Origin of the sequence: Pseudomonas sp. SBB6 (assembly GCF_024213215.1) — a bacterium.
Classification (GTDB): domain Bacteria; phylum Pseudomonadota; class Gammaproteobacteria; order Pseudomonadales; family Pseudomonadaceae; genus Aquipseudomonas; species Aquipseudomonas donghuensis.
The window spans coordinates 138141-163687 of sequence record NZ_JANAVH010000003.1; the positions used below are offsets into that span (position 1 = coordinate 138141).

Annotated in this window: 29 protein-coding genes; 11 read left to right on the forward strand and 18 right to left on the reverse strand. The window is 63.3% G+C overall.

Annotation, left to right across the window (positions count from 1 at the left end; translation table 11 throughout):
* Positions 1-42 precede the first annotated feature (42 nt).
* From NLX68_RS06725 to cysK, 3 genes are all read right to left on the reverse strand, one after another.
* On the reverse strand, positions 43-933 hold the full coding sequence (locus NLX68_RS06725; protein WP_254283406.1) for a DMT family transporter: 891 nt from the start codon (positions 931-933) through the stop codon (positions 43-45).
* A gap of 402 nt (positions 934-1335) precedes the next feature.
* Positions 1336-2271, reverse strand: a complete 936-nt coding sequence (locus NLX68_RS06730) for an aspartyl/asparaginyl beta-hydroxylase domain-containing protein (protein WP_254283407.1) — start codon at positions 2269-2271, stop codon at positions 1336-1338.
* Positions 2272-2432: 161 nt separating this feature from the next.
* Complete coding sequence (gene cysK / locus NLX68_RS06735; RefSeq protein WP_254283408.1) at positions 2433-3407, reverse strand: cysteine synthase A; 975 nt, start codon at positions 3405-3407, stop codon at positions 2433-2435.
* A 130-nt stretch (positions 3408-3537) separates the two neighbouring features.
* Between cysK and NLX68_RS06740 the strand changes: the two genes are divergently transcribed.
* The 3 genes from NLX68_RS06740 to NLX68_RS06750 all read left to right on the forward strand — a co-directional run bounded on the left by NLX68_RS06740 (position 3538) and on the right by NLX68_RS06750 (position 6790).
* Entirely contained in the window at positions 3538-4611 is a 1074-nt protein-coding gene (locus tag NLX68_RS06740; protein ID WP_254283409.1) for a DUF748 domain-containing protein, read from the forward strand.
* Between the two features lie 138 nt (positions 4612-4749).
* The gene (locus NLX68_RS06745; protein ID WP_254283410.1) at positions 4750-5595 is read left to right on the forward strand and encodes a MoxR family ATPase; all 846 of its coding nucleotides are present in this window, start codon (positions 4750-4752) and stop codon (positions 5593-5595) included.
* Positions 5596-5611: 16 nt separating this feature from the next.
* Entirely contained in the window at positions 5612-6790 is a 1179-nt protein-coding gene (locus tag NLX68_RS06750; RefSeq protein ID WP_254283411.1) for a VWA domain-containing protein, read from the forward strand.
* A gap of 96 nt (positions 6791-6886) precedes the next feature.
* On the opposite strand, the gene NLX68_RS06755 is transcribed toward NLX68_RS06750, so the two are convergent.
* From NLX68_RS06755 to NLX68_RS06770, 4 genes are read right to left on the reverse strand one after another with little or no spacing between them, the layout of a single operon-like run.
* Entirely contained in the window at positions 6887-7807 is a 921-nt protein-coding gene (locus tag NLX68_RS06755) for a biotin-dependent carboxyltransferase family protein (protein WP_254283412.1), read from the reverse strand.
* Positions 7804-8508, reverse strand: a complete 705-nt coding sequence (gene pxpB, locus NLX68_RS06760) for a 5-oxoprolinase subunit PxpB (RefSeq protein ID WP_254283413.1) — start codon at positions 8506-8508, stop codon at positions 7804-7806. Before pxpB ends, NLX68_RS06755 begins: the two co-directional genes overlap by 4 nt.
* Positions 8505-9266, reverse strand: a complete 762-nt coding sequence (locus tag NLX68_RS06765) for a 5-oxoprolinase subunit PxpA (RefSeq protein ID WP_367949526.1) — start codon at positions 9264-9266, stop codon at positions 8505-8507. The genes pxpB and NLX68_RS06765 overlap by 4 nt, the downstream gene beginning before the upstream one ends.
* Positions 9267-9282: 16 nt before the next feature.
* Positions 9283-10569: an MFS transporter gene (locus NLX68_RS06770; protein ID WP_254283414.1), complete on the reverse strand. Its 1287-nt coding sequence runs from the start codon at positions 10567-10569 to the stop codon at positions 9283-9285.
* A 142-nt stretch (positions 10570-10711) separates the two neighbouring features.
* Between NLX68_RS06770 and NLX68_RS06775 the strand changes: the two genes are divergently transcribed.
* The gene (locus NLX68_RS06775) at positions 10712-11623 is read left to right on the forward strand and encodes a LysR family transcriptional regulator (RefSeq protein ID WP_010223117.1); all 912 of its coding nucleotides are present in this window, start codon (positions 10712-10714) and stop codon (positions 11621-11623) included.
* On the opposite strand, the gene NLX68_RS06780 is transcribed toward NLX68_RS06775, so the two are convergent.
* Genes NLX68_RS06780 through NLX68_RS06790 form a run of 3 tightly spaced genes read right to left on the reverse strand, consistent with a single transcriptional unit; the run spans position 11620 to position 13443 of the window.
* Positions 11620-12141 (reverse strand): DUF2937 family protein, encoded by a 522-nt coding sequence (locus tag NLX68_RS06780; RefSeq protein WP_254283415.1) that lies wholly within the window; start codon positions 12139-12141, stop codon positions 11620-11622. The two genes, NLX68_RS06775 and NLX68_RS06780, sit on opposite strands and share 4 nt — an antisense overlap.
* Positions 12142-12152: 11 nt before the next feature.
* Positions 12153-12929, reverse strand: coding sequence for a class II glutamine amidotransferase (locus NLX68_RS06785; RefSeq protein WP_254283416.1), 777 nt, complete (start codon positions 12927-12929; stop codon positions 12153-12155).
* A gap of 22 nt (positions 12930-12951) precedes the next feature.
* The gene (locus NLX68_RS06790) at positions 12952-13443 is read right to left on the reverse strand and encodes a hypothetical protein (RefSeq protein WP_010223120.1); all 492 of its coding nucleotides are present in this window, start codon (positions 13441-13443) and stop codon (positions 12952-12954) included.
* A gap of 84 nt (positions 13444-13527) precedes the next feature.
* Here NLX68_RS06790 and NLX68_RS06795 point away from each other — a divergent pair, with 84 nt between their 5' ends.
* A complete protein-coding gene (locus tag NLX68_RS06795; protein WP_254283417.1) occupies positions 13528-15579 on the forward strand; it encodes a S9 family peptidase in 2052 nt (683 codons plus the stop codon).
* Positions 15580-15732: 153 nt separating this feature from the next.
* A complete protein-coding gene (locus NLX68_RS06800; protein WP_010223122.1) occupies positions 15733-16206 on the forward strand; it encodes a cyclic nucleotide-binding domain-containing protein in 474 nt (157 codons plus the stop codon).
* Here the strand turns inward: NLX68_RS06800 and NLX68_RS06805 are convergent.
* Positions 16203-16475 (reverse strand): hypothetical protein, encoded by a 273-nt coding sequence (locus tag NLX68_RS06805; RefSeq protein ID WP_254283418.1) that lies wholly within the window; start codon positions 16473-16475, stop codon positions 16203-16205. The two genes, NLX68_RS06800 and NLX68_RS06805, sit on opposite strands and share 4 nt — an antisense overlap.
* Before the next feature lie 126 nt (positions 16476-16601).
* On the opposite strand from NLX68_RS06805, the gene NLX68_RS06810 reads away from it, so the two are divergent.
* From NLX68_RS06810 to NLX68_RS06820, 3 genes are all read left to right on the forward strand, one after another.
* Positions 16602-16973 carry a YajD family HNH nuclease gene (locus NLX68_RS06810; RefSeq protein ID WP_038996595.1) on the forward strand — a complete coding sequence of 124 codons (372 nt, stop codon included), beginning with the start codon at positions 16602-16604 and terminating at the stop codon, positions 16971-16973.
* 62 nt (positions 16974-17035) lie between these two features.
* The gene (locus tag NLX68_RS06815) at positions 17036-17506 is read left to right on the forward strand and encodes an RNA methyltransferase (protein ID WP_010223125.1); all 471 of its coding nucleotides are present in this window, start codon (positions 17036-17038) and stop codon (positions 17504-17506) included.
* A 66-nt stretch (positions 17507-17572) separates the two neighbouring features.
* Positions 17573-17938: a DUF2892 domain-containing protein gene (locus NLX68_RS06820; RefSeq protein WP_254283419.1), complete on the forward strand. Its 366-nt coding sequence runs from the start codon at positions 17573-17575 to the stop codon at positions 17936-17938.
* Here NLX68_RS06820 and NLX68_RS06825 read toward each other — a convergent pair.
* On the reverse strand, positions 17935-19149 hold the full coding sequence (locus NLX68_RS06825) for a hypothetical protein (protein ID WP_254283698.1): 1215 nt from the start codon (positions 19147-19149) through the stop codon (positions 17935-17937). The genes NLX68_RS06820 and NLX68_RS06825 overlap by 4 nt on opposite strands.
* A gap of 56 nt (positions 19150-19205) precedes the next feature.
* A complete protein-coding gene (locus NLX68_RS06830) occupies positions 19206-19655 on the reverse strand; it encodes a YcgN family cysteine cluster protein (protein ID WP_010223128.1) in 450 nt (149 codons plus the stop codon).
* Between the two features lie 148 nt (positions 19656-19803).
* Between NLX68_RS06830 and NLX68_RS06835 the strand changes: the two genes are divergently transcribed.
* Positions 19804-20397, forward strand: coding sequence for a nitroreductase family protein (locus NLX68_RS06835; RefSeq protein WP_254283420.1), 594 nt, complete (start codon positions 19804-19806; stop codon positions 20395-20397).
* Positions 20398-20488: 91 nt separating this feature from the next.
* Here NLX68_RS06835 and NLX68_RS06840 read toward each other — a convergent pair whose 3' ends face one another.
* The 5 genes from NLX68_RS06840 to NLX68_RS06860 form a co-directional block, all read right to left on the reverse strand.
* Positions 20489-21421 (reverse strand): D-2-hydroxyacid dehydrogenase, encoded by a 933-nt coding sequence (locus NLX68_RS06840; protein ID WP_254283421.1) that lies wholly within the window; start codon positions 21419-21421, stop codon positions 20489-20491.
* Positions 21422-21485: 64 nt separating this feature from the next.
* Complete coding sequence (locus NLX68_RS06845) at positions 21486-21779, reverse strand: YcgL domain-containing protein (protein WP_115088258.1); 294 nt, start codon at positions 21777-21779, stop codon at positions 21486-21488.
* Positions 21776-22909: a ribonuclease D gene (gene rnd, locus NLX68_RS06850; RefSeq protein WP_036994177.1), complete on the reverse strand. Its 1134-nt coding sequence runs from the start codon at positions 22907-22909 to the stop codon at positions 21776-21778. The genes NLX68_RS06845 and rnd overlap by 4 nt, the downstream gene beginning before the upstream one ends.
* A 99-nt stretch (positions 22910-23008) precedes the next feature.
* Positions 23009-24643 (reverse strand): phosphoethanolamine transferase, encoded by a 1635-nt coding sequence (locus tag NLX68_RS06855; protein WP_254283422.1) that lies wholly within the window; start codon positions 24641-24643, stop codon positions 23009-23011.
* A gap of 169 nt (positions 24644-24812) precedes the next feature.
* Entirely contained in the window at positions 24813-25178 is a 366-nt protein-coding gene (locus tag NLX68_RS06860) for a 5-carboxymethyl-2-hydroxymuconate Delta-isomerase (RefSeq protein ID WP_254283423.1), read from the reverse strand.
* Positions 25179-25297: 119 nt separating this feature from the next.
* Between NLX68_RS06860 and NLX68_RS06865 the strand changes: the two genes are divergently transcribed.
* Positions 25298-25522 (forward strand): YdcH family protein, encoded by a 225-nt coding sequence (locus NLX68_RS06865; RefSeq protein ID WP_254283424.1) that lies wholly within the window; start codon positions 25298-25300, stop codon positions 25520-25522.
* Positions 25523-25547: the final 25 nt, after the last annotated feature.

Below are 25547 nucleotides of genomic sequence, written 5' to 3' on the forward strand. Positions count from 1 at the left end.
CGCAGGCTTGCCGCCCGGCGCTTTGCCGGGCGGTCAGCAGTGCTAGTCAGCTTGCAGTTGTGCCTGCGCGGCAGCGGGCTTGCGGAACACGAACAGCAGGCCAATGACGATCAGCCCCATGCCCAACACGCTGAGCGCCGCCAGGCGGTTGCCGAAGATCAGGTAGTCCATCACCGCAGTGACGGCCGGCACCAGGTAGAACAGGCTGGTGACATTGACCAGGTTGCCCTTGGCGATCAACCGGTACAACAGCAAGGTCGCCAGCAGCGACACCACCAGCCCCATCCACAACAAGGCGCCGATGAAGCTGTCGGTCAGTTCCACCTGCAGCGGCTGAAACGGCGCAAATACTGCACACATCATCAGCCCGGCAAGGTATTGCAGTGGCAAGGTGCCCATGGGGTTACTGGTGATGCGCTTTTGCATGATCGAACCAAAGGTCATGCTCATCAGCGCCAGCAAGGCAAACAGCATCCCGGCCAGCGACACCCCACCGAGGTTGATGCTTTGGTAGACCACCATGATCAAGCCGCTCAAGCCCAGGCCCAGGCCGAACAACCGGCTCCAGGAACGCTGGCGCTCCATCAGCACCACGGTGAGGATCGGTTGCACGCCCATGACCGTGGCCATGACCCCGGGAGTGACGTGGGTGTTGAGCGCCAGCAGGTAGAAAATCTGATAGGCGCCGAGCAGCACGCAACCGGTGGCCAGGGCTTGCAACACCGCCGCACGGGTGCGCGGCCAGTGCAACTTGAGCAACGGGCTGAGCAACAGCAGGGCCGCCAGGGCCAGGGCCGAACGCAGCAGCAGGAAGGCAAAGGGGCTGGCGTGAGCCAAGCCAAGCTTGGAGACGATCGCCCCGCTACTCCAGAGCAGGACGAACAGGCTGGTAGTGGCCGCCGAGACCACGGATTGTTTCGATAGAACAGACATGAATGCCACCTGTAATTCGGGCAGATAAGCCGAACGGTGCTACCCGCGAGGGGCAGCCAACCGTATTCAGTAGGGTGCAGGTGTGTGGGGACGCAGCGATTGGCCGCTTAGCCCAGCACTACCACCGCTGGCGGTGCGACGACGCACACGACCACGCTACTGACAGGTGGTGGGTAGTGACTGATCATGGCCGGCTGCTGATTCCCACGCACAACGACAACCGCGTCAGGCGCGGTAGCGAATACGGTGGATGGGCAGGACGCTGGCATGAGCAGGTCTTCGATGAGGTGAAGTGGGGAGACTATAGACCAGCCTGTTTCAGGCTGGCAAGTCGGTGGTGAATGCAGATCCATTGTGGGAGCCGGCCTTGCCGGCGATGGGCCGCAAAGCGGCCCGAAACCATCAGAACAACCAGCGGTACAGCAGATAGGCAACCACCACCGCCAGCACCGGACGCAACACCCGGTAGGCCTTGGGGTTGGCCCGCTTGAACTGCTTGACCCGGTTGCTGATGACGTTGCTGAAGCGCTTGCTCCAGGCATAGGCCTGGTTGATGCCGCCCACGCGCTCGTCATCGGTGTTCTGCGGCGCGGTGGCGCGGCCGAGGAACGCACTGACCTTGCGGTTGATGCGGGTCATCAGCGGGCTGTTGAGCGGCCGCTCGACGTCGCAGAACAGGATCACCCGGGTGGTTTCGGTTTCGTTCTTGACCCAGTGCACATAGGTTTCGTCGAACATCACGTCTTCACCGTCGCGCCAGGCATACACCTGGCCATCGACGTAGATCCGGCAATCGTCGGAGTTCGGTGTCGACAGGCCCAGGTGATAACGCAGGGAGCCGGCAAACGGATCGCGGTGCGGGTTCAGGTGGCTGCCGCCGGGCAGCAAGGCGAACATCGCACCCTTGACGTTGGGGATGCTGTTGACCAGTTCGACGGTCTTGGGGCACAGCGCCTCGGCCGAGGGCAGCGGCTTGTCGTACCACTTCAGGTAAAAACGTTTCCAGCCCTTCTTGAAGAACGAGCCGAAGCCGGCGTCGTTGTCTTTCTCGGCTGCGCGGATGTAACCCTCGTCGAACAGGTGCATGGCCTCTTCGCGGATCACTTCCCAGTTGTCCTTGAGCACGTCGAGCTCGGGGAAGCGCTGGCGGTCCAGGTAAGGTCTGGACGGCACACCGGAAAACAGGTACATCAGGGCGTTGTAAGGGGCAAACAGCGCCGAATGGTTGACGAACTGGCGCAACATTGGCAAACGCGCCTTGCCGCGCAGGTGCACATACAACGTGCTGCCGAAAAACAGCAGCAATACACCTGCCTTGGCGACAAAGGAAAAAGTCATGCAACACTCCTTGGAATTTCGATCAGGCCATCACTGCCGAATTAATCGAACATATTAACCGATCCGGTCCCGGTGAAAACCTGCGGGACCGGGAATCAGTGTTAAGGATTGTGCAACAAACAGCGGCGCCGGTTATTGCCCGGGATCAGCGCCGCCGCGACTTACTGCTGGTTTTCCTGTTCGGTGAACAGGTCGGAAAACAGCATGCTCGACAGGTAACGCTCACCAGAATCCGGCAGAATCACGACGATGGTCTTGCCCTGCATCTCCGGCTTTTCCGCCAGGCGCACCGCCGCAGCCATGGCCGCTCCGGAGGAAATACCGCAGAGGATGCCCTCTTCCTGCATCAGGCGCAGGGCCATGGCCTTGGACTCCTCGTCACTGACCAGCTCGACCTGATCGACCATGCTCAAGTCGAGGTTCTTTGGCACAAAACCGGCACCGATGCCCTGGATCTTGTGCGGGTTGGGCTTGATCTCTTCACCGGCACGGGCCTGGGTGATCACCGGCGAGACGATCGGCTCGACCGCTACCGAGAGAATCGCCTTGCCCTGGGTCTGCTTGATGTAGCGCGACACCCCGGTAATGGTGCCGCCGGTGCCGACACCGGCGACCAGCACATCGACCGCGCCGTCGGTATCGTTCCAGATTTCCGGGCCGGTGGTCTTCTCATGGATCGCCGGGTTGGCCGGGTTCTCGAACTGGCCAGGCAGGAAGTGCGCCGATGGATCGCCGGCGACGATTTCATTGGCTTTTTCGATCGCGCCTTTCATGCCCTTGGCCGGCTCCGTGAGCACCAGCTCCGCACCCAGGGCCTTGAGTACCTTGCGCCGCTCGATGCTCATCGACGCCGGCATGGTCAGCAGCAGCTTGTAACCCCGGGCGGCGGCAACAAAGGCCAGGCCGATGCCGGTGTTGCCCGAGGTCGGTTCGACGATGGTCATGCCCGGCTTGAGTTTGCCGCTGCTTTCAGCGTCCCAGATCATGTTCGCACCGATCCGGCACTTGACCGAATAACCGGGGTTACGGCCCTCGATCTTGGCCAGCACGGTGACGCCGCGGGGGGCGATGCGGTTGATCTGCACCAGCGGCGTATTGCCGATGGAATGCGCGTTGTCAGCAAAGATACGGCTCATGGCGGGGTCCTTTTATGCACCGGGCGGAAAACTTCAAGGGTAAGCCTGCAGCGCCAGTGCGTCCACAACCGGCGAACCCCTGAAGCTGACGGGGGTCAACCGATCACTACCCTGCCGGAAACCGTCGCCGATGAAACGTCGCTACCGCTGGCCCCTGTGGGGGCTGTTGAGCATCGCCCTGGTACTGCTGGCCCTGCACCTGACCCTGCCGCTGCTGGTACGCAACTACCTCAACGACAGGCTCGCCGACATGGGTGAATACCGCGGGCAGATCGCCGACGTCGACCTGGCGCTGTGGCGCGGCGCCTACAAGATCAACGGCCTGAACATCGTCAAGACCAGCGGCAAGGTTCCGGTGCCGTTTCTCGAAGCACCCTTGATCGACCTGTCGGTCAGCTGGCATTCGCTGTGGCACAACCAGGCGGTAGTGGCGCAAGTAACCTTCCTCAAGCCGCAACTGAACTTCGTCGACGGCGCCAGCAAACAGACCTCGCAGACCGGCCAGGGCACCGACTGGCGTCAGCAACTGGAAAAACTGCTGCCCATCACCCTCAACGAAGTCCGCATCGACGACGGTACCCTGAGCTTTCGCAACTTCAATTCCACGCCGCAGGTCAACCTCAAGGCCACCCAGCTCGATGCCAGCATCCGCAACCTGACCAACGTCGAGGACCGCAAGGGCCGGCGCGACGCCACGTTCGACGGCAAGGCCCGCCTGCTCGGCGATGCCAGCGTCGAAAGCAGCGCCACCTTCGACCCCTTCAGCGATTTCCAAGACTTCAAGTTTCGCTTGCGCGCCACCGACATCGAGTTGCGCCGGCTGAACGATTTTGCCAGTGCCTATGGCAAGTTCGACTTCAATGCCGGCCATGGCGACCTGGTGATCGAGGCCGAAGCCAGCAACGGCCAGCTCAACGGCTACATCAAGCCGTTGCTGCGCGACGTCGATGTGTTCAACTGGCAACAGGACGTTCAGAGCAAGGACAAGGGCTTTTTCCGCTCGATCTGGGAAGCCCTGGTCGGCGGCAGCGAAACCGCGCTCAAGAACCAGCGCAAGAACCAGTTCGCCACCCGCGTAGCGCTCAGAGGCAGCGTGCATAAGCGCGATATCAGCGCCTTCGAGGCGTTTTTGCAGATCCTGCGCAATGGCTTTGTCCAGGCCTTCAACGCCAACTATGAACAAACGCCACCCAAGGTTGACTGAGTCACCGAGTGACGGTCCATTCAGAGACTGAATGGGCCGTCTGCGTTCCCAGTCGCCCGAAGCCCGCGTTATAGTCGTGCATGACAATTTTTCCGCCTGGGGCCATGTACCCCCGGCGCTACGTTAGAGGATCGGTTCATGAAGTTCGAAGGCACCAGCGCTTATGTCGCTACAGACGACCTGAAACTGGCGGTCAACGCAGCGATCACCCTGGAGCGGCCGCTGCTGGTCAAGGGTGAACCGGGCACCGGCAAGACCATGCTTGCCGAGCAGTTGGCCGAATCCTTTGGCGCCAAGCTGATCACCTGGCACATCAAGTCGACCACCAAGGCCCACCAGGGTCTCTACGAGTACGACGCGGTCAGCCGCTTGCGCGACTCGCAACTGGGCGTCGACAAGGTGCACGACGTGCGCAATTACCTGAAAAAAGGCAAGCTCTGGGAGGCCTTCGAGTCCGAAGAGCGGGTCATTCTGCTGATCGACGAAATCGACAAGGCCGACATCGAGTTCCCCAACGACCTGTTGCAGGAACTGGACAGGATGGAGTTCTACGTTTACGAAACCAACGAGACGATCAAGGCCAAGCAGCGCCCGATCATCATCATTACCTCGAACAACGAAAAAGAGCTGCCGGACGCCTTCCTGCGCCGCTGCTTCTTCCACTACATCGCCTTCCCCGACCGCGACACCCTGCAGCAGATCGTCGATGTGCACTACCCGAACATCAAGAAGGACCTGGTCAGCGAAGCGCTGGACGTGTTCTTCGACGTGCGCAAGGTGCCGGGCCTGAAGAAAAAGCCGTCCACCTCCGAACTGGTCGACTGGCTCAAGCTGCTGATGGCCGACAACATCGGCGAAGCGGTGCTGCGCGAACGCGACCCGACCAAGGCCATCCCGCCGCTGGCCGGGGCCCTGGTCAAGAACGAGCAGGACGTGCAGTTGCTCGAGCGCCTGGCCTTCATGAGCCGTCGCGGTAACCGCTGAGCCGGGAGCAATAGCCATGCTGCTCAATCTGTTCAATGAAATGCGCGCGGCCAAGGTGCCGGTTTCGGTGCGCGAACTGCTCGACTTGCTCAATGCCCTCAAGCAGCGCGTGAGCTTCGCCGACATGGACGAATTCTACTACTTGTCGCGGGCCATCCTGGTCAAGGACGAGCGCCATTTCGACAAGTTCGACCGGGCGTTTTCGGCCTACTTCAAAGGCCTGGAAAACCTCGACCGGCACCTGGAAGCGCTGATTCCCGAAGACTGGCTGCGCAAGGAGTTCGAGCGCTCGCTGACTGACGAGGAGCGCGCGCAGATCCAGTCCCTGGGTGGGCTGGACAAGCTGATCGAAGAGTTCAAAAAGCGCCTGGAAGAGCAAAAGGAACGCCACGCCGGAGGCAACAAGTGGATCGGCACCGGCGGCACCAGCCCGTTCGGCTCGGGCGGTTTCAACCCCGAGGGCATCCGCGTCGGCGATGCCGGCAAGCGCCAGGGCAAGGCGGTCAAGGTCTGGGATCAGCGCGAGTACAAAAACCTCGACGATCAGGTCGAACTGGGCACGCGCAACATCAAGCTGGCCCTGCGCCGGCTGCGCAAGTTCGCCCGCCAGGGGGCGGCCGAAGAGCTGGATATCGACGGCACCATCGACCACACCGCCCGCGATGCCGGCCTGCTCAACATCCAGATGCGCCCGGAGCGGCGCAACAGCGTCAAGTTGCTGCTGCTGTTCGACATCGGCGGCTCGATGGACGCCCACGTGAAGATCTGCGAAGAGCTATTCTCGGCCTGCAAGACCGAGTTCAAGCACCTGGAGTATTACTACTTCCACAACTTCGTCTACGAGTCGGTGTGGAAGAACAACCTGCGCCGTACCTCCGAGCGCACCTCGACCCTGGACCTGCTGCACAAGTACGGCGCCGACTACAAGGTGGTGTTCGTCGGTGACGCGGCCATGGCGCCCTACGAGATCACCCAGCCGGGTGGCAGCGTCGAGCACTGGAACGAGGAAGCCGGTTACGTGTGGATGCAGCGCTTCATGGAGAAGTACAAGAAGCTCATCTGGATCAACCCCTACCCGAAGGACACCTGGGGCTATACGGCATCGACCAACATCGTTCGCGATCTGGTCGAGGAGCGGATGTTCCCGTTGACCTTGCGCGGGCTGGAGGAAGGGATGCGGTTTTTGTCCAAGTAGACACGGGGCCGCTACGCGCCCCATCGCCGGCAAGGCCGGCTCCCACAGAGGTTTGCATTCACCTGTGGGAGCTGGCTTGCCAGCGATGAGGCCCTCTCAGCCAACAAACCTCTCAAGAAATGCCCGCTGCTCAAGCCACGCCATCTCCTGCACCACCGGCCGGAACCGTACCACGTGCCCCGGCAGCATCTGCGCCATTCTCGCCAGCGCCAGCGGCGTCAACGCCCCCAAGCGCGGATAACCACCAATGGTCTGCCGGTCATTGAGCAGCACGATTGGCTGGCCATCCGGCGGCACCTGCACCGCGCCCAACGGGATACCCTCGGAGATCATCGCCGGGCCCTGGTACTGCAAGGCCGGCCCCAACAGGCGGATGCCCATGCGATCAGCGCGGCTGTCGAGGGTCCAGTCGCGGTTGAAGACCTCGAACAGGCTCAGGCCGCTAAAATCGCCGATCTGCGCGCCCAGCAACAGATCAAGCGGCGACTTGTCGGTAAAGTCCGGCCAGAACGCCTCCGGCACTTCTTTATGCGCCGGTGCCGCACCGGCATATTCCAACGGCTGCCCCTTGGCCAGCGGCGAACCGAGGCCATCCAGCCCGCCCAGCGCCTCGCGTACCACGCTGGCACAACTGCCCAGCACCTGCGGCGCCTTAAAGCCGCCCGGCGCGGCGATGTACCCACGGGCCCCGTGCAACGGCGAATTCAAACGCAGGCGCTGGCCCTTGCTCATGCTGAAACTGCGCCAGGGCTTTAGCGGCTGGCCATCGAGCCGGGCATCCAGGTCGGCACCGGCCAGGGCCAGGCAGCAATCCTGCTCGGCAATCAGGCTCAAGCCTCCAAGAGTGACCTCAACCACCGCCGCCTCAGGCACATTGCCCAGCAGCCAGTTGGCCCAGCGCATCGACACCCAGTCCAGCGCCCCGCCCTGGGTCACACCCAGGTGGCGCACGCCAAAACGCCCGGCGTCCTGCAACAGGCACAGCGGCGTGCTGGCCTCGATCGACAACCGGCTCATGCCTGTGCCTCCAGCGGCGTATCGTCGCCGCCCAGGTTGATGAAGGTCGCACGCTCAACCGCCACGAAGCGCACCCGGTCACCCGGCTGCAGCAGGCTGTAGCCCTCGCGCTGACGGTCAAAGAGTTTGCTCGGGGTGCGCCCGATCAGGTTCCAGCCGCCAGGAGAAACCGCTGGATAAGCGGCGGTCTGCCGCTCGGCAATCCCCACGCTGCCGGCCGCCACGCGTTTGCGCGGGGTGGCCAGGCGCGGCGCGGCCAGTGCCTCTTCGACCAGGCCCATGAAGGCGAAGCCGGGGGCAAAGCCAAGGGCGAAGACCTGGTACTCACGCTCGCTGTGACGGCGAATGATGTCTGCCAGCGAGGTCTGGCAACGCTCGGCCAATAATTTCAGTTCCGGGCCGACGCTCAGGTCGTACCACACCGGGATCTCATGCTCACGGCCGCCGCTGCCAGCGTCCGCTTGCAGGTCGCTGAGCGCTTCGCGGATACAGGCCTGAGCCTCGGCTGGCGACATCTGGAGCAAGTCGAACTGCACCATCAGCGTGGTATAGGACGGCACCAGATCAACCAGATATTCGGCAAACGCGCTGCGCAAGCGCTGGCTGGCGGCGAGCATCCACGGCATGTTGCTTTCGTCGATGCGATCGAACAGGCGCACCATCAGGCAGTCGATGGCCACCACTTCAATACGGTAGTTCATGGCACCGCCTGGGCATCGAGGGCCTGACGGATCTGCCGGACGGCGGCAATCGAGCTGTCGTTGTCACCATGCACGCACAAGGTATGGGCCTGCAACAGCAGCGCGCTGCCATCGCTGGCAATCAGCGGCTCGCCCCGGGCCAGGCGCAAAGCCTGTTCGACGATCACCGCCGGATCGTGATGCACCGCCCCCGGCAAGCGCCGCGACACCAGATGGCCGCTGGCGTCATAGGCGCGGTCGGCAAACGCCTCGAACCACAGGGTCACGCCGTACTCATCACCCAGGGCCTGGGCCGCGCTGTTGTCGGCGGTGGCCATCAGCATCAGCGGCAGTTGCCGGTCATAGGCGGCCACCGCTTCCAGCACAGCGCGCAGCTTGAGCGGGTCGGCCATCATGTCGTTGTACAGCGCGCCGTGGGGTTTGACATAGGCAACCTGCGTCCCCTGGGTGCGGCAAATGCCGTCCAGGGCGCCGATCTGGTAATGCAGCAGGTCGCGAATCTCTTCGGCGCTGCAGGCCATGGAGCGACGGCCGAAGCCAGCCAGGTCCTGGTAGGCGGGGTGGGCGCCGATGCGCACCTGGTTGGCCACGGCCAGAGCCACGGTCTTGCGCATGATGCCGGGGTCGCCGGCGTGGAAGCCGCAGGCGATGTTGGCGCAATCAACATAGGGCATGACCTGGGCGTCCAGGCCCATGGTCCAGCTGCCAAAACTTTCACCCATATCGCAATTCAGTAACAGGCGGCTCACGACTGACACTCCTTCAGGCTCGGCCTCATTGGGCTTCTAGTTGTTTGCCGCGGGTTTCCGGCAGGCTCAGTGCTGCCAGAATTACCACTCCGTAGGACACCGCGGCAAATCCGCCGATGCCCAGGCCCAGGGGGATCTTCTGGCTGAGCAGGCCGATCAGCAGCGGGAAGAACGCCGCCAGGGCGCGGCCGATGTTGTAGCAAAAGCCCTGGCCCGAGCCGCGGATGCGGGTGGGGAACAGTTCGGTGAGAAACGCGCCCATGCCGCTGAAAATCCCCGAGGCGAAGAACCCCAGGGGGAAGCCCAGCCAGAGCATCACGCCGTCACTGACCGGCATCTGGGTGTACAGCAGGACAATGATGAACGAACCGACGGCGAACAGGATGAAGTTCTTTTTCCGGCCCAACAGGTCGGTCAGGTAGGCACTGATCACGTAGCCGATGTAAGAGCCGAAGATCACCATCGCCAGGTAGCCGCCGGTACCCAGCACGCTCAGGCCCCGTTCGTTTTTGAGGAAGGTCGGCAGCCACGAAGTGATGGCGTAGTAGCCGCCCAGGGCGCCGGTGGTCAGCAACGAGGCGCGCAGGGTGGTAAAGAGCATGCCCGGAGCGAAGATTTCATAGAAGTGCGACGGCGCTTCGGTTTTTTCCGCGGCCTTGGCCTGCTGGTAGATTTCCGGGTCCTTGACCAGGCGACGGACGAAAATCACGAACACCGCCGGCACAATGCCCAGCAGGAACAGCGCGCGCCAGGCGTCTTCCGGCGGCAACAGCGAGAACAGCACGGCATACAGGATCGCCGTCAGCCCCCAACCAATGGCCCAACCGGACTGCACCATGCCGACCGCCTTGCCACGGTCCTGGGCGCGGATCACCTCGCCGATCAGCACTGCGCCGGCCGTCCACTCACCGCCAAAGCCAAAGCCCATCAGGGTGCGGGCAATCAGCAGTTGTTCGTAGTTCTGGGCAAAGCCGCAGAGGAAGGTAAAAAATGCAAACCACAACACCGTCAGTTGCAGGGTGCGCACGCGGCCGATGCGGTCGGAGAGGATACCGGCGATCCAGCCGCCCAGGGCCGAGGCGATCAGGGTGCTGGTGTGAATCAGCCCGGCCTCGGCGGTGGTGATGCCCCACAGGGCGATCAGGGTGGGGATGACGAAGCTGAGCATCTGCGTGTCCATGCCATCCAGGCCGTAGCCGATCTTGCAGCTCCAGAAGGTCCGGCGTTCCTGCTTGTTGATGTTGCGGTACCAGTCGAATGGCCCCGCCACTGACCTGGGTTTGACCTGTTGCTGCACGCCCGATGGGTTCATGGTTGCCTCAGCTTGTTGGTATTGTTTTAACGACGACAGCATATGTCGCGGCCTGAGGATCATTTTTCGACGGGCGCGGGTTGTCGTCCAACGAGAAAAACCAGCTGTCTGGCATAAGAAAAACTTGATCAGTGAGCGCGCCATGAACCTCAAATTCCTCGAAACCTTCGTCTGGGTGGCCCGGCTCAAGAGCTTTCGCCTGACCGCCGAAAAGCTCTTCACCACCCAGGCGTCGATCTCCAGCCGTATCGCGGCGCTGGAGGCCGACCTCGGGGTCAGGTTGCTGTTGCGCGACTCACGCGGCGTGAGCCTGACCCCGGAAGGCAGCAAGGTGCTGGAATACGCCGAACAGATGCTCGACACCGCCAAGGCCCTCAAGCAATCGCTGGACAGCGACCGGGCCAAGGTCGGGCGCATTCGCATCGGCGTGATGGACACGGTGATCCACACCTGGATGAGCCCGCTGGTGTCGGAGCTGATGGAGCGCTACCCGCAGGTGGAAATCGAACTGGTCGCCGATACCGCGCTTAATTTGCGCGAACAGCTGCAAAAAGGCTTTCTCGATGTGATTCTGCAAACCGACCTGTTGCGCCAGGAATCGATCCGCAGCCTGGACCTGGCACGCTATCCCATGGGCTGGATCGTCGCCCGCCAGTCGATCTACAACCGCGACTACGCCTCGCTGGCGGACCTGGCCCGCGAGCGCATCGTCACTTTCTCGAAGAACTCGCGTCCGCACCAGGAAGTGCTCAGCCTGCTACAGGCCGAAGGCGTCGGCGCGCCACGGCTGAACTGCGTGAATTCGGTGGCGGCGATTACCCGCTTGTTGCGTGATGGCTTTGGCATCGGCGCCCTGCCGCCAGCGCTGGTCAGCGAAGAACTGGCCCGTGGCGAACTGATCCTGTTGCCGCTGGCCCAGCAACCACCGAGCCTGGAGCTGGTGGTGGCCTGGCAGACCGGTGTCGAGCTGGTCGATGAGGTGGTGCAACTGTGCCGCAACGTGCTGGAGCGCTACGCCCGCGATGCCGGGCCGCAGCGCATCGTGCTGGTTTAGCGCCAGCTCTCCTGCACCGCCTTGCGCCGCCCGCCGAGTGCTACCCAGCCAAGCAACAGCAGCAGGCTTTCGACCACCAGCGCCAGCGCCAGCGCGCAGCTCAGGCCCCAAGCCAGGGCCTCGGGGTTGAGGAGGATCTGGTAGCGGTAGCCGTTGAGGGTTTCTTCGCGCAGTTGCGGGTTGGCGGTGACCAGCACATGCCAGGTTTTCGCCAGCCACGGGCCTTGCAGAATCTGCCATTCCTGCTCGAACTGGCGGTTGCGGATCAACAGGCTTTCGATGCTGTTGGCATCGCTGGTGAACACCGGGTCGTCGCTGCTGCGGTAATGGCCCAGCAGCGCCTGCAGGTCGCCGTTGAAAAAGCGTTTGGCGGTGTCTTCAAAGCCCTTGAGGCCTTCGCGCGATTCGAGCAGGTGCGCCTCGACCCGCTGGCCATAATCGACGATATAGCCCGGCACCTGCAGGCCAACCAGCAAACCGCAGGTAAACAACAGCAAGCGCAGGTAACTTCTGAACATGGGGCTGATCCTTAGCTGGCCTGACCTTCGGCGATGCACTCGCCACGGCGCCACAAGGCCCACTGGCCAGGCGCGTAGCGGTGCCAGGTTTCGTTCTCGGTGAGGGCCTCGGTAGCGATCACCGTGACCACATCGTTAGGGGTGGTTTCAGCCTGGAAGTCGACGATCATGTCGACGTCCTTCAGCCGTGCCGGGCCGAACGGCGCACGACGGGTAATGTGCACCAGCTTGGTCGAGCAGAAGCAGAACAGCCAGTCGCCATCGCTGAACAGGCAGTTGAACACGCCCTTGCCACGGTATTCGGCGCAGGCCTCGACCAGCACCGGCAGCAGTTGCTCGACCTCGACCGGCTCGGGGAAGGCTTCGCGCACACGGTTGAGCAGGTCGCAGAACGCCGCTTCGCTGTCAGTGTCGCCAATCGGTCGGTAGAAGGTCGCCTGGCCCTTGAACTCACCGAGCTGGCCGTTGTGCGCAAAGCACCAGTTGCGGCCCCACAGCTCGCGTACGAACGGATGGGTGTTGGACAGGCTGACCTTGCCGACATTGGCCTGGCGAATGTGGCCGATCACCACCTCGCTCTTGATCGGGTAGCGTTGCACCAGGTTGGCAACTTCCGACTCGCAGCTCGCCGCCGGGTCCTGGAACAGGCGCAGGCCACGGCCTTCGTAGAAGGCGATGCCCCAGCCGTCACGGTGCGGGCCGGTGCGCCCGCCACGCTGCATCAGCCCGGTGAAGCTGAAAACGATGTCGGTCGGCACATTGGCGCTCATGCCCAGTAGTTCACACATGCTTGGCTGCTCCGGGCAAATCCTACAGACGCGGCTCGACCCGCGTGCCACTGCCGCCCAGCGGCGCTGCAGGTGGCGGGTTACGGTAGCGGTCGCTGCGGTCGGCGGCGAACGGCTCATCGCTCACAGGCTCCTGGGCTTCACGCTGGGCGGCCGCTTCGGCCTGCTCACGGCGGGCCTTGGCGCGCCGCTCCAGCGGCCAGCGGATGAACACGAACAGCGCATACAAGGCGAAGGCGATCATGCCGTACATGGCCAGGTCGGCTGCGGCGCGCAGGGCGTTGTTGCCGACCTTGAACAGGGTATCGAGGGCGGCAATGGCGATGGCCGGGGCGAATTTTTCCTTGACCGGGTCGACGATGGTCGGGGTCAGCAGCAGTACCGCCATCAGTACCCGCAGCGGTTCACGCAGCCAGCGCCACATCCAGCCAGTCAGGCGAAAGCCCACCAGCAGGCATCCCAAGGCGGCAAGGGCGTAGAGGCCCCAGGCGAGCAGATAGTCGTTCTCGGTCATGGTGTCCGTGGCAAGCTAGGCAAATAGACGCTTATGATAAACACTTTTCCGCGCGCAGGCGCCCCCCAGCCAAGAGAACCCCGCATGTCCGCAGACGCCACCGCTCCCCGTGCCCCGATTGCCCACAAGGCCGATGGTGCCGATCCCTATGCCTGGCTGCAGCAACGCGACACCCCCGAGGTGCTGGCTTACCTGAACGCCGAGAACGCCTATCAGCAAGCGCAACTGGCCGGTCAGGCGCCGCTGCGCGAACAGCTGTTCGAAGAGATCAAGGCGCGCATCCTCGAAACCGACTTGTCGCTGCCTTCGCCCTGGGGCCCGTACCTGTACTACACCCGCACCACCGCCGGTGACGAGTACGCCCGCCATTACCGCTGCCCGCGCCCGGCCGATGATGCCAATACCGTCGATGAAGCGCGCGAGGAGCTGCTGCTCGACCCCAATGCGTTGGCCAAGGGCGGCTTCCTGTCCATGGGGGCCTTCAGCATCAGCCCCGACCACCAGCGCCTGGCCTACAGCCTGGACACCACGGGCGACGAGATCTACACCCTGTACGTCAAGGACCTGGCCAGCGGCGCCATCGAGCAACTGCCGTTCGAGGACTGCGACGGCAGCATGACCTGGGCCAACGACAACCAGACGCTGTTCTTCGCCGAACTGGACGACACCCACCGCCCGCACAAGTTGCTGCGCCATCGCCTGGGCAGCGGCAGTGTCGAAGCGGTCTATGAAGAAACCGACGGTCGTTTCTTCTTGCACTGCTACCGCGCCAGCTCCGAGCGCCAATTGATCCTGCTGCTCAACAGCAAGACCACCAGCGAAGCCTGGGTGCTCGACGCCGAACACCCCGAGCAGGCCTTCACCTGCATGGCGCCACGGGTCGAGGGCCACGAGTACTACCCCGACCACGGTCAGTTCGAAGGCCAGTGGCGTTGGTTCATCCGCACTAACCAGGACGGCATCAACTTCGCCCTGTACCAGGCTACGGCCGAGGTAGTGCCCAGCCGCGAGCAGTGGCAACGGTTGGTGGCCCATCGCGACTCGGTAATGCTCGAAGGCCTGAGCCTCAATGCCAGCGCCCTGAGCCTGAGCCTGCGCGAAGGCGGCCTGCCGATCATCGAGGTGCACCCGCAAGGCGTGCCGGCCTACCGCGTGGAGCTGCCGGACGCCGCCTACAGCCTGTACGTGCAGGACAGCCTGGAGTTCGTCAGCCCGCGCATCCGCCTGCGTTACCAGTCGCTCAACCGCCCGGCCCAGGTGCGCCAGCTGGAGCTGGCCAACGGCGCCCAGCAAGTGCTCAAGGAAACCCCGGTGCTCGGCCCGTTCGACCCGGACGCCTATGTCAGCCAGCGCCTGTGGGCAACCGCCGCCGACGGCACCCAGGTACCGATCAGCCTGGTGCAGCGCCGTGCCGACGTTGGCAAGCCGGTGCCGCTGTACCTGTACGGTTACGGCGCCTACGGCGAAAGCCTCGATCCGTGGTTCTCCCACGCCCGCCTGAGCCTGCTCGAGCGCGGCGTGGCCTTTGCCATTGCCCACGTGCGTGGCGGCGGTGAACTGGGTGAAGCCTGGTACCACGCCGGCAAGCAGGCGCATAAGCACAACACCTTCGGCGACTTCATCGCCTGTGCCGAACACCTGATCGCCCAGGGCGTGACCCGCGCCGAGCAGTTGGCGATCAGCGGCGGCAGCGCCGGTGGCCTGCTGATCGGGGCGGTGCTCAACCAACGCCCGGAGCTGTTCAAGGCAGCGATTGCCGAAGTGCCGTTCGTCGACGTGCTCAACACCATGCTCGACCCCGAGCTGCCACTGACCGTCACCGAATACGACGAGTGGGGCAACCCGCAAGAGCCCGAGGTCTACGAGCGGATCAAGGCCTATGCGCCGTATGAAAACGTCCGCGCCCAGGCCTACCCTGCCCTGCTGGTGATCGCCGGTTACAACGACAGCCGCGTGCAGTATTGGGAAGCGGCCAAGTGGGTAGCGCGGCTGCGGGTGACCAAGACCGACGACAATCTGTTGCTGCTCAAGACCGAAATGGGTGCCGGCCACGGCGGCATGAGCGGGCGCTACCAGGGGCTGCGCGACGTGGCGCTGGAGTACGCGTTCGTATTTAACGTGCTGGGCGTGGTGTAAATCGGAAAATTTGTTGTCTGATCACGCAAATCGCCGGCAAGGCCGGCTCCCACAGGAAGGGTAGATGCAGGCCCTTGTGGGAGCTGGCCTCGCCAGCGATGGGCTGCGCAGCAGCCCCAGAACAGACACCACAAAACTAAAAGAACGACGCAAATGCCTGAACCCACCCACCTCAACAACGAAATCCGCGACATGCTCATGGACTGCGGCCTGTTCGACCAGTTGCTGCCCGGCGACTTCCAGGCCGCCGCCGGCTACTTCAGCATCAGCAACATGAGCGAAGGCACCCAGATTTTTCGCGAAGGCGATGCCGGTACCTTCATGTGCATCATCCATCACGGCGTAGTTTCAGTGCGCAAGACCGACGCCGAGCAGCGCCAGGTGGAAATCGCCACCCTGCGCAAGGGCCGCGCGTTCGGCGAGATGGCCGTGCTCGACGGTGAACGGCGCTCGGCCAGCTGCATTGCCGCCAGCGACTGCCAGTTGCTCAACCTGGGCAAGGACTCGCTGGAAAAGATGCTCAACGACGCCCCGAAGATCGCCGCCAAGATCATCCGCGCCCTGGCCGTGGCCCTGTCCCGGCGCTTGCGCATGCAGGACGGTCAACGCCTGGCCCAGCAGGTCTAGCTGCCCTTGTCCTTGCCGTTGTCCGGGTTCAAGCCAGGCAATGGCTGATCCTTGGGCGGGTTGGGCACCGGCATTGGCGGCAGCAATGGCGCGCCCGGTTGCGCATCACCGGCGCGCGGCGGCGTACTCGGCGTCACCTGCGGATACGGCGTTGGCGTCGCCGTGCCCGGCGCACCCGGCACCGGGGTGATCAACCGTGGCTGCAAATCAGCGGCCATGGCAGGTTGCAGGCTGGCACAGATCAATACCGCAATGATCGCGTAACGCATGCACAGGCTCCTTGAGGGTCCTGGCTACAGGCTACTCCCACCGCGCACGGTTTGCCTGTCCGAATTGCCCGCCATCGGGCTAAACTTCAAGGCATAACCGTAACAAGCCCGAGAAAAGGTAATCCCATGAGTTCGTCATCCTCTGCCGCCGCCACCGCACGGCTAGACCGCATCCTCGCCGACGCCAAGCGCGACAAGGAAATGGGCTACCGCGACAAGGCCCTGCGCATGTACCCGCACGTGTGTGGCCGCTGCGCCCGCGAGTTCGCCGGCAAGCGCCTGAGCGAGCTGACCGTGCACCACCGTGACCACAACCACGACAACAACCCCCAGGACGGCTCCAACTGGGAACTGCTGTGCCTGTACTGTCACGACAACGAGCACTCGCGCTATACCGACCAGCAGTACTTCAGCGAAGGCTCGACCAGCAGCCCGAGCATCGCCAAGGCCACCCACAATCCGTTCGCGGCCCTGGCCGGCATGCTGAAGAAGGACTGAAGCCGCCCACAGTTGCCGGCAAGCCCGTATAATCGCGTCTTTTTTGCGAAGGGCCCCGGCACGTGGCGAACAAACGGTACAGCTGCATTGGTCTGTTCAACCCCAAGTCAGCAGAGAACGTCGGTTCGGTGATGCGCGCTGCGGGTTGCTACGGCGTCAACTCGGTGTTCTACACCGGCAAGCGCTATGAGCGCGCCCGCGACTTCGTCACCGACACCAAGCGTGTGCACTACGACATCCCGCTGATCGGCATCGACGACCTGCAGAAGATCATCCCCCTGGGCTGCACGCCGGTGGCGGTGGAGCTGGTCGACGGCGCCCGGCCGCTGCCCGAGTACACCCACCCGGACCGCGCGATCTACATCTTCGGCCCTGAAGACGGCTCCCTCGACCCGAGCGTGCGCGCCTGGTGCGAAGAGACCATCTACATCCCGACCAACGGTTGCATGAACCTGGCCGCCACCGTCAACGTGGTGCTCTATGACCGCCTGGCCAAAGGCCTGAACACCCGCTCCGGGCCGAAATTCAAGTAACTCGACTGAACAGCCCGGCCTGCCCGGCGGTCTGCTGTAGACCATCGCCCCTACTGGAGAATGACCATGTCCGAGAAACAGACGCTTATCCCGGCCAACTCAGCGCAGATGGCCAGTGAACATAACGTCCACGGCTGGGAACGCGCAGGTTCCGTCGCCACCGGGGTGATCATGGTCGGCAAGGGCCTGCGCCGTGGTGGTTTGCTGGGGATGATTCAGGTGGCCGTCGGCGGGGTTGCCCTGGCCCGTGGCATTACCGGCCACAGCTCGGTGAAAAGCCTGATCGAGCGCGGCCGCAGCGATCTGGACAACCTCCGCGCCAAGATCGAACGCAGCGGTGCCGAGCTGCAAGCACTCAAGGCCAACGCCGCAGCCGCCCCCCGTGGCACCACGGTGACCGGCAACGACGCCCTGGAAGACCCCAGGCCTTAACGCAACAGCGGGCTCTGCAGCACCTCGGAGGATTTGCCCAGCACGCTTTCGCTGAGCTGGATGAACTCCGCGGTGCTAACGCTGTTCAGGCGCATCATCGCCCGGGTGACATCATCCAGTGAACGCTGGTTGTGGGTGTGCAGGCGGATTTCCTGGTCCAGCGCCCGCAACAGCAGCACGCCACGGGCGATCACCGCGCTGTCGACCTGCTCGCCGCGCAAACTGCTGACCTTCTTGCCACTGCGCTCAAGGCTCGCCTGCTGGGCCTGATAGCGCTCCTCGGTCATGCCTCCGGCACGGCGCAGCAGTTCGCTGGCGTAATACTCGGCCAGGCTCTCGCCGATCCAATCACTGTCCTCGCGGTCATTGATCTGCGCAAACACATGCACCAGTTCGCGCAGCACCGGGCTTGAGCCGTTCTCGCCAACCAGCGGGCGGCTGCTGTGCAGGTAAATGGAGTGATGCCCGGCGCGGGCGCCACGCCACAGCTCATCCCGGGCGCCGACCAGCAACAGCTTGGGCGGATTGCGCGGGAACACCGCCTGCAGCTGCGGCCAGACGAAGGTCAGCAAGGTCAGGTTGTCCAGGCGGCGCATGGCCTGGCCTTGCGGCGCGGCGACGCTGACGTCGGTTTCGCCCAGGCGCGCACGGCGGGTACCGATGGTGCCGGCGAGCATCCAGCCGGTCGGGCGGTCGAACAGCCGCGAGACGTTGTCGATGCGAAAACGGTGCTTGCCAATGCGCGGCCACGGCGTCTCGACGCTTTTCCAGCCCTTGGGCAGCTCGAAACTCAGGCGCGCCACCAGTTCGGTGCCGTCGTGCTGGTCCAGGCGCGCCGGCGGCACCAGGTCGTCACCGCGAAACAGTGCCCAGCCCGGGGTCATGCGGGTTTCATAGGCGCCGCCCTTGAGACGCTGGCTCAGGCGCACCTTATAGGTCAGCTGGCTCTTGCCTGGCGCCGGTTGCCAGTGGCCGCGCTGATCGCCGCCCTGCAGCTGCCATTGGCCGTCGGCCTTGAAGTCGCTGTAGGCGCCGTCCTTGCCCAGGTCGAAGTCCAGGCTGCGCACGCTGGCGCCGTCTGCCAGGGTCAGGCGCACTTCGGCCTGCTCGCTTTGTGGCAGCAAGCGCACGTGGTAATCCAGATCGACTTTTTTCGCCCAGGCCGGCGAACTGGCCAGCAGGCCCAGCACCAGCCATCCACGGCAACGCACACGCATACAGAAACTCCTCGTTCCCCCAAACGCGATCCCCGACAAGCCTCTGCAGCTCAACCGGCGCGGAAAATCAGATAGTCTTCCCAGTCGTCCTCATCGACGCTGTCTTCGCTGAGCATGCGCCCGGATTGTGAAATCCGTTGCTTGTGCACCTGCTCACGGTCACCACACACCAGGTGGTGCCAGTCGGGCAGGTCCTTGCCCTCGCTGACCAGGCGGTAACCGCAAGTGGTGGGCAGCCATTTGAACTGATCGGCCTTGCCCGGCGTCAGCTGGATGCAGTCAGGCACGATCTGCATCCGCTTCGGGTAGTTGCTGCACTGGCAGGTCTTCATGTCCAGAAGTTTGCAGGCGATACGTGTGTAATAGACGCTGTTGTCGTCTTCATCTTCAAGCTTTTGCAGGCAGCACAAGCCACAGCCGTCACACAGCGACTCCCACTCCTGCGGGTCGAGTTGCTCGAGGGTTTTACGCATCCAGAATGGAGCGGCGTTGGCAGTCATGTAGCGGGTGTCCTGTTTCAATTCGTGCGCGGCGGCGCGGCGGCGCCAGTCTAGGGCCTGTCACCGGCCATTGCCAGACCGCTTGTCAGCGCTCATATGACACAGTAGTTTGACCAGCGGTCACCACCCCACCCCTCAGGAACTCAAGATGAGTGCAAATCCTCGCGTTGCCGATCACGCCATCAACGAACAGTTCATCCAGCGCTGGTCGCCGCGCGCCTTCACCGGCGAGCCGATCGACCAGGCCACCCTGCTGAGCTTCCTTGAAGCCGCACGCTGGGCACCTTCGGCCTACAACTCGCAGCCCTGGCGCTTTCTCTACGCCCGCCGCGACACGCCGAACTGGGAACGCTTCCTCGGCTTGCTCAACGAATTCAACCGCAGCTGGGCCCAGCACGCTTCGGCGCTGGTGATCATCATCTCCAAGACCACCTTCACCGCGCCTGGCGCCAGCGAAGAAACCCCGGCGTTGTGGCACACCTTCGACACCGGCTCGGCCTGGGGCCACCTGGCGTTGCAGGCCAGCCTGAGCGGCTGGCACACCCACGGCATGGCCGGTTTCGACCAGGAACTGACCCGCAAGGAGCTGAAGATTCCTGAAGGCTATGCCCTGCACGCGGCGGTGGCGATCGGCAAGCTGGGCGACAAGTCGACCCTCGCTGAAGGCCTGCAGGCGCGGGAAGTGCCAAGCCCGCGGCGGCCATTGAGCGAGTTGGCGGCTGAAGGTGATTTCAGCCTTTGATTTTCAGGGCTGCTCTGCAGCCCATCGCTGGCAAGGCCAGCTCCCACAGGGTCAGCGGTGCCTACAAAACCTATGGGAGCCGGCGATGCTTTTAATAGCCGCGCTGAAAGTCCACTTCCCCGCGCAACGCTTCACCCGCCTGATACGCCCGCAGATTCTCGACAAACACGCGCACCATCGCCGCCGGCGAGGTCGGTGCCGAGCTGTGTCCGGTCAACAGCAAGCCCCAGGCGGTCCAGAACGGATGGCGCTGGGGCAACGGTTCCTGGCGGCAGACATCGATCACCGCGCCGGCCAGATGGCCCTTCTTCAAGGCTTCGACCAGGTCGGCATCGACCACCGCGACGCCGCGCCCGGCATTGATGAACAAAGCCTCGGGGTTGAAGCGCTGGAACAGCGCGGCGTCATACAAGTCATGGGTCGCCGGGGTGTCGGGCAGCAGGTTGATGACATAATCGACCTGCCCGGCCAGACGACCAAGGTCCTCAAGACCCGCCACTTCGATAAACGGCGCCTGCTCGCGCGCTTGGCTGGCAATGCCGTACAACTGCACGCCAAACGGCAGCAAGAACTCCGCCACCCGCTGACCGATATCGCCGGTGCCGACAATCAGCGCCCGGCGCCCTTCCAGGCTGCGCCCGGGGCGGTCATCCCACTTGCGCTCGACCTGGCTGACCAGCCGTGCCAGCACCTCGCGCTCGTGGCCAAGCATGTAGGTGAGCACGTACTCGGCCATGACCTGGCCAAAGATCCCCACCGCCCGAGTCAGGCGATAGTTGCGCTGCAGGCCGTCAGCCAGCAACGGCGTGATCCCGGCCCAGGTCGATTGCAACCACTGGGGCTGATGGCCCTGGCGCAACAAGGTCGCCAAGAGGTCCGGCTGGCCCAGCCATACCGGGCTGTCAGCGGCCAGCCGCGCAAGTTCCGCCGAGTCACCACTGTTCAGGACCTCCAGGTCCGGTGCCGCTTCGCGCAACAGGCGAGCGTAGAGGGCATGATCCTGTTCAGCGATCAAAACACGCATGTTCATAACAACCTTGGGTAACGGCGAAAGCCGCCAGGGGCTGGCGGCGTATCAGATAGGGAGGTCAGACCGGATCGTTGCGGCGCAGCAGCTCTTCGGGCAGGTGCTCGATGTACTCGTCCTCGGCGGGCGGCATCTGCAGGTGATAACCCTGCTGCTCGAGGTTTTCCAAAACCTTGGCGATATCTTCGCGGGCCAGCTGGCGCTCCGGGGTCAGCACCAGGTCAAAGGCATGCACCGGCTTGCCGAAGAACGGCAGCAGGCCTTCGGGTACGCGCTCCAGGCCGTCGGCCTTGAGCACGTACAGGTACATTTCGTTCTTGCGGGGGCTCTTGTAGATCGAGCAGATACGTTTCATGAAGGGTCTCCGGCGCCCGCCAGGCAATCGAGCAGCGCCTGCCCCATGCGCTCACGGCGCCAGCCGCGCAGCGACTCGGGGAGTTGATAGGGTCCGTTGGGGTAACCGCTCTTGAGCAGCAGTTCCAGGGGTTTCTTGCGCAGCATCAGCTCGGGGGCGATGCTCAGGCGTTCGGCCTCGGCCTGGCCGATGGCGCGCAGTTGCTTGAGCAGCGCCGAGGCTTCGATCGGCAGCGGCTCGGGCACCGCTGGCGGCCATTGCTCCGGCGGCAGGCTGGCAGCCTGTTTGATCAGGCCGAGCAGGAACTCGCCATCCTGACGGATGGTGCGCGGGTGCATGTCTTCGATCTTGGCCAGCGCCGACAGCGAATCCGGCTGGGTGCGGGCCATGGGCCACAAGGCGTTTTCGCGGACGATGCGGTTACGCGGCAGGTCGCGGGCACGGGCTTCGCGTTCGCGCCAGGCGCACAGCTCGCGCAGTACCGCCAGTTGCGCGCGCGACAGCTTCCAGGCCAGCTTGGCCTCGCGGTACAGCTCGTACGGGTCGGTTTCGCGGCGCAGCTGGGCAACCAGTTCGGCACCGTCCTCGAGGACCCAGGCGTGTTTGTCGGCGGACAGCTGCGGGCGCAGGCGCTCGTACAGTTCGGCCAGGTGCACGGCGTCTTCGGCAGCGTAGCTGACCTGGGTTTCCGACAGCGGGCGTTGCAGCCAGTCGGAACGGGTTTCGCCCTTGGGCAGGTCGATGCCGAGCACCTCCTGAACCAGGCGCGAATAGCCCATGGAGAAACCCAGGTTGAGGTAACCGGCGGCCAGCTGGGTGTCGAACAATGGCGCCGGCAGGCTGCCGGTCAGGCGCGACAGCACTTCGAGGTCTTCGCTGCAGGCATGCAGGACCTTGATCACCTGCGGATCTTCAAGCAGGCCGGCCAGCGGCTGCCAGTCGCCGATCCGCAGCGGGTCGATCAGGTAGGCCCGCGCCCCGTCACCGACCTGGATCAAACCGGCTTTCGGATAGAAGGTATCGACCCGCATGAACTCGGTGTCGAGTGCCACGAAGGGCAGCGTGCGCCACTGCTGGCAGTGCTCTGCCAGGCTGCGGTCGTCACAAATCCAGTGAATATCGATGGCCACAAGGCTCTCCCACAAACAATGGCGCGCAGTATATACGGCGCAGGCCATCGTCGGGAAACCACTCGACCGCTATCCCTGCCGCCGTTACCGCGCCTGTGATCAGTGTCTGGCCAGCATTGGCCGACAGCTGGCGAACAGGTCCAGCTGCGGCTTGTACAGGGCGGTGTGCACCTGCAGCAGGCCGAGCATGGAGTGGAACAGGTTGTCCTGGCTCAATGGCGCATTGCGGGCCTTTTGCAGGCAGTCGCTATCGACGCCGAAACTGGCCTTGTAGCTGTCGGAAAACCACGCCAGCAGCGGCACGTGCTTTTGCTGTTCCGGTGCCAGCATGTAAGGCGTGCCGTGCAGGTACAGGTTGTACTCACCGAGCGATTCGCCATGGTCGGACAGGTACAGCATGGCGGTGTCGACCTTGTCCTGCTTGCTGCGCAGGATGTCGATCAGCGAGGCCAGGACATGGTCGGTGTACACCAGGGTGTTGTCATAGGCATTGACGATGCTGTCCTGGCTGCACTGATTCAGGGCATTGCTGCGGCACACCGGGGTGAAGCGCTCGTATTCTTTCGGGTAACGCTTGTAGTAGTCCGGGCCGTGGCTGCCCATCTGGTGCAGCACCAGCACGGTGTCCTGTTGCAGGTTGTCGATGAAGCTGTCCAGGCCCTTGAGGAGGATGTCGTCGCGGCACTCGTCATCGGCGCACAGTGCCGGGTCCTTGACGTTGCTGACATTCTCGAACACCACCCGGTCGCAAGTGCCCTTGCAGCCGGACTGATTGTCGCGCCAGCGCACCGCCAGCCCGGCCCGCTGCAGCACATCGAGCAGGCCTTCCTGGTTTTTTGCGGTGCTGGCGTCGTAATCCTTGCGGGTGAAGCCAGAGAACATGCACGGTACCGACACGGCGGTTTCGGTGCCACAGGAGTGCACATCGGTGAAGGCGATCAGGCCCTTTTCCTTGCTCAGCTGTGGGGTGGTATCGCGCCCGTAGCCGAGCACCCCGAAGTTCGGCGCGCGGGCGCTCTCGCCGACCACCAGCACGGTCAGCGACTTGCGCGTGCGTTGTTGCCAGGCCACGTCCAGTTTCGCGTCCTCGCCGATCTTGCGAAACGGCTTGGCGGCGCTGCCGACCCGCTCGCCCACATACCCCAGGGAGGCGCCGACGACATTGCTCGGCACCAGCAACAGGCGGATTTCATGGTGGTTGCGAAACAGCGAAGCCAAGCCTTGATAGTTCACCAACGCCACCGCCGCCAACACGACAATGCAGGCAACGCTGACGAGCAACTTGCCGACTAACTCACGCACCCAGTTACGGTACAGCACCGGGGTGCTATACAACAATAAAGAAGGCAATACACCTAACACTACGATATATAAAAAAAGTTTAATCGAGAGCAGGTCACGTACTTCCGTGGCATTGGTCTCCATGGCATTACGGAGCATGCCCACATCAACCATCACGCCGTACTGGCTCATGAAGTAAGCCACCCCGGCGCTGACCATGAACAGGCTGATCAACAGCGGTTTGAGCACGGGCCTGAAGGCCAGCAGGGTCAACACCAGGTTGAACGCACAGAGGATCATCACGCCAAACGCCACGCGCAACAGCAGGCCATGGCCATCGCTGGAAAGCACCGACGCCAGGTGTTGCCACAATAATGAGTTGAAGCCGATCAACAGGTACAGGCTGGCAATCAACGTGACCCATTCGGCCCGCAGGGGTTTGACCTTGAACATGATAATTCGCTTAGTTAAACGTCGGGAACAGTGCCCTTGCGGCACGGCCTGGAAGCTGCCCGAACTGTAAGTAGCGAGTCATCAATTTTTTGTGAAAAAGACGCCAACAATTAGTCGGCTGGCGTCTATTTAATACACCTGTTCAGCCTGTGTTCAGCCCGGCGTCTGTTTACCCCGGCAGATGCACTTTTGAATAAGAATCGCGATCAATATCGATTACCTCGACGCACAGCTGGATGTCCAGCCCCGGCGTGCTCGGCACGGCCTCCTTGAGCACCTCCAGCAAGCTGGCCGACAGTTGGCGTTTGATCTCGGCGGAGCGACCGCTGAGGATTGCCAGCTTGATGTGGGCGAACGCGCGTTCCACAGGGGCGACACCCACCCGGAAACTGGCCAGGGCCACGGCGCGGCTCTTGATGTCGAGCTCTTCAGCGAACTGGCCGCTGCCCACCAGGGCATGGTTAAGACGCAGCAGCAGGCGATCGACCTCGAGGTTTTTCAGGTTGTCGCTGTATTCCACATGAAGGTGAGGCATTGCACAAAGTCCTGGGGTGGGCAAATGTTGCAACAGACTACCCCAGCCGCGAAACCCGGCAAAGACGACTATCCTCTAAGTTCATGACTTCCACCCCACACCCCCGGAGAGGTGAAGAAATGCCGGTCAAGCACGATTTACTCGCAGACCTGAATCTGACCAAGGATCAATTTCTCGCGAAGAAACAAAGTGACCCGAGGCTGAGCCAGCTGCATGAAGACTACAACCGCAAAGACGCCGAAGTCGTCAATGCCGAGAACAGTAGCGCCGCCGATGACACGGTCACCCGGCTGCGCAAGGAACGCCTGAAGATCAAGGACGAGATCGTCGCCCATCTGAAGTAACCCCTGTAGGAGCGGGCTTGCCCCG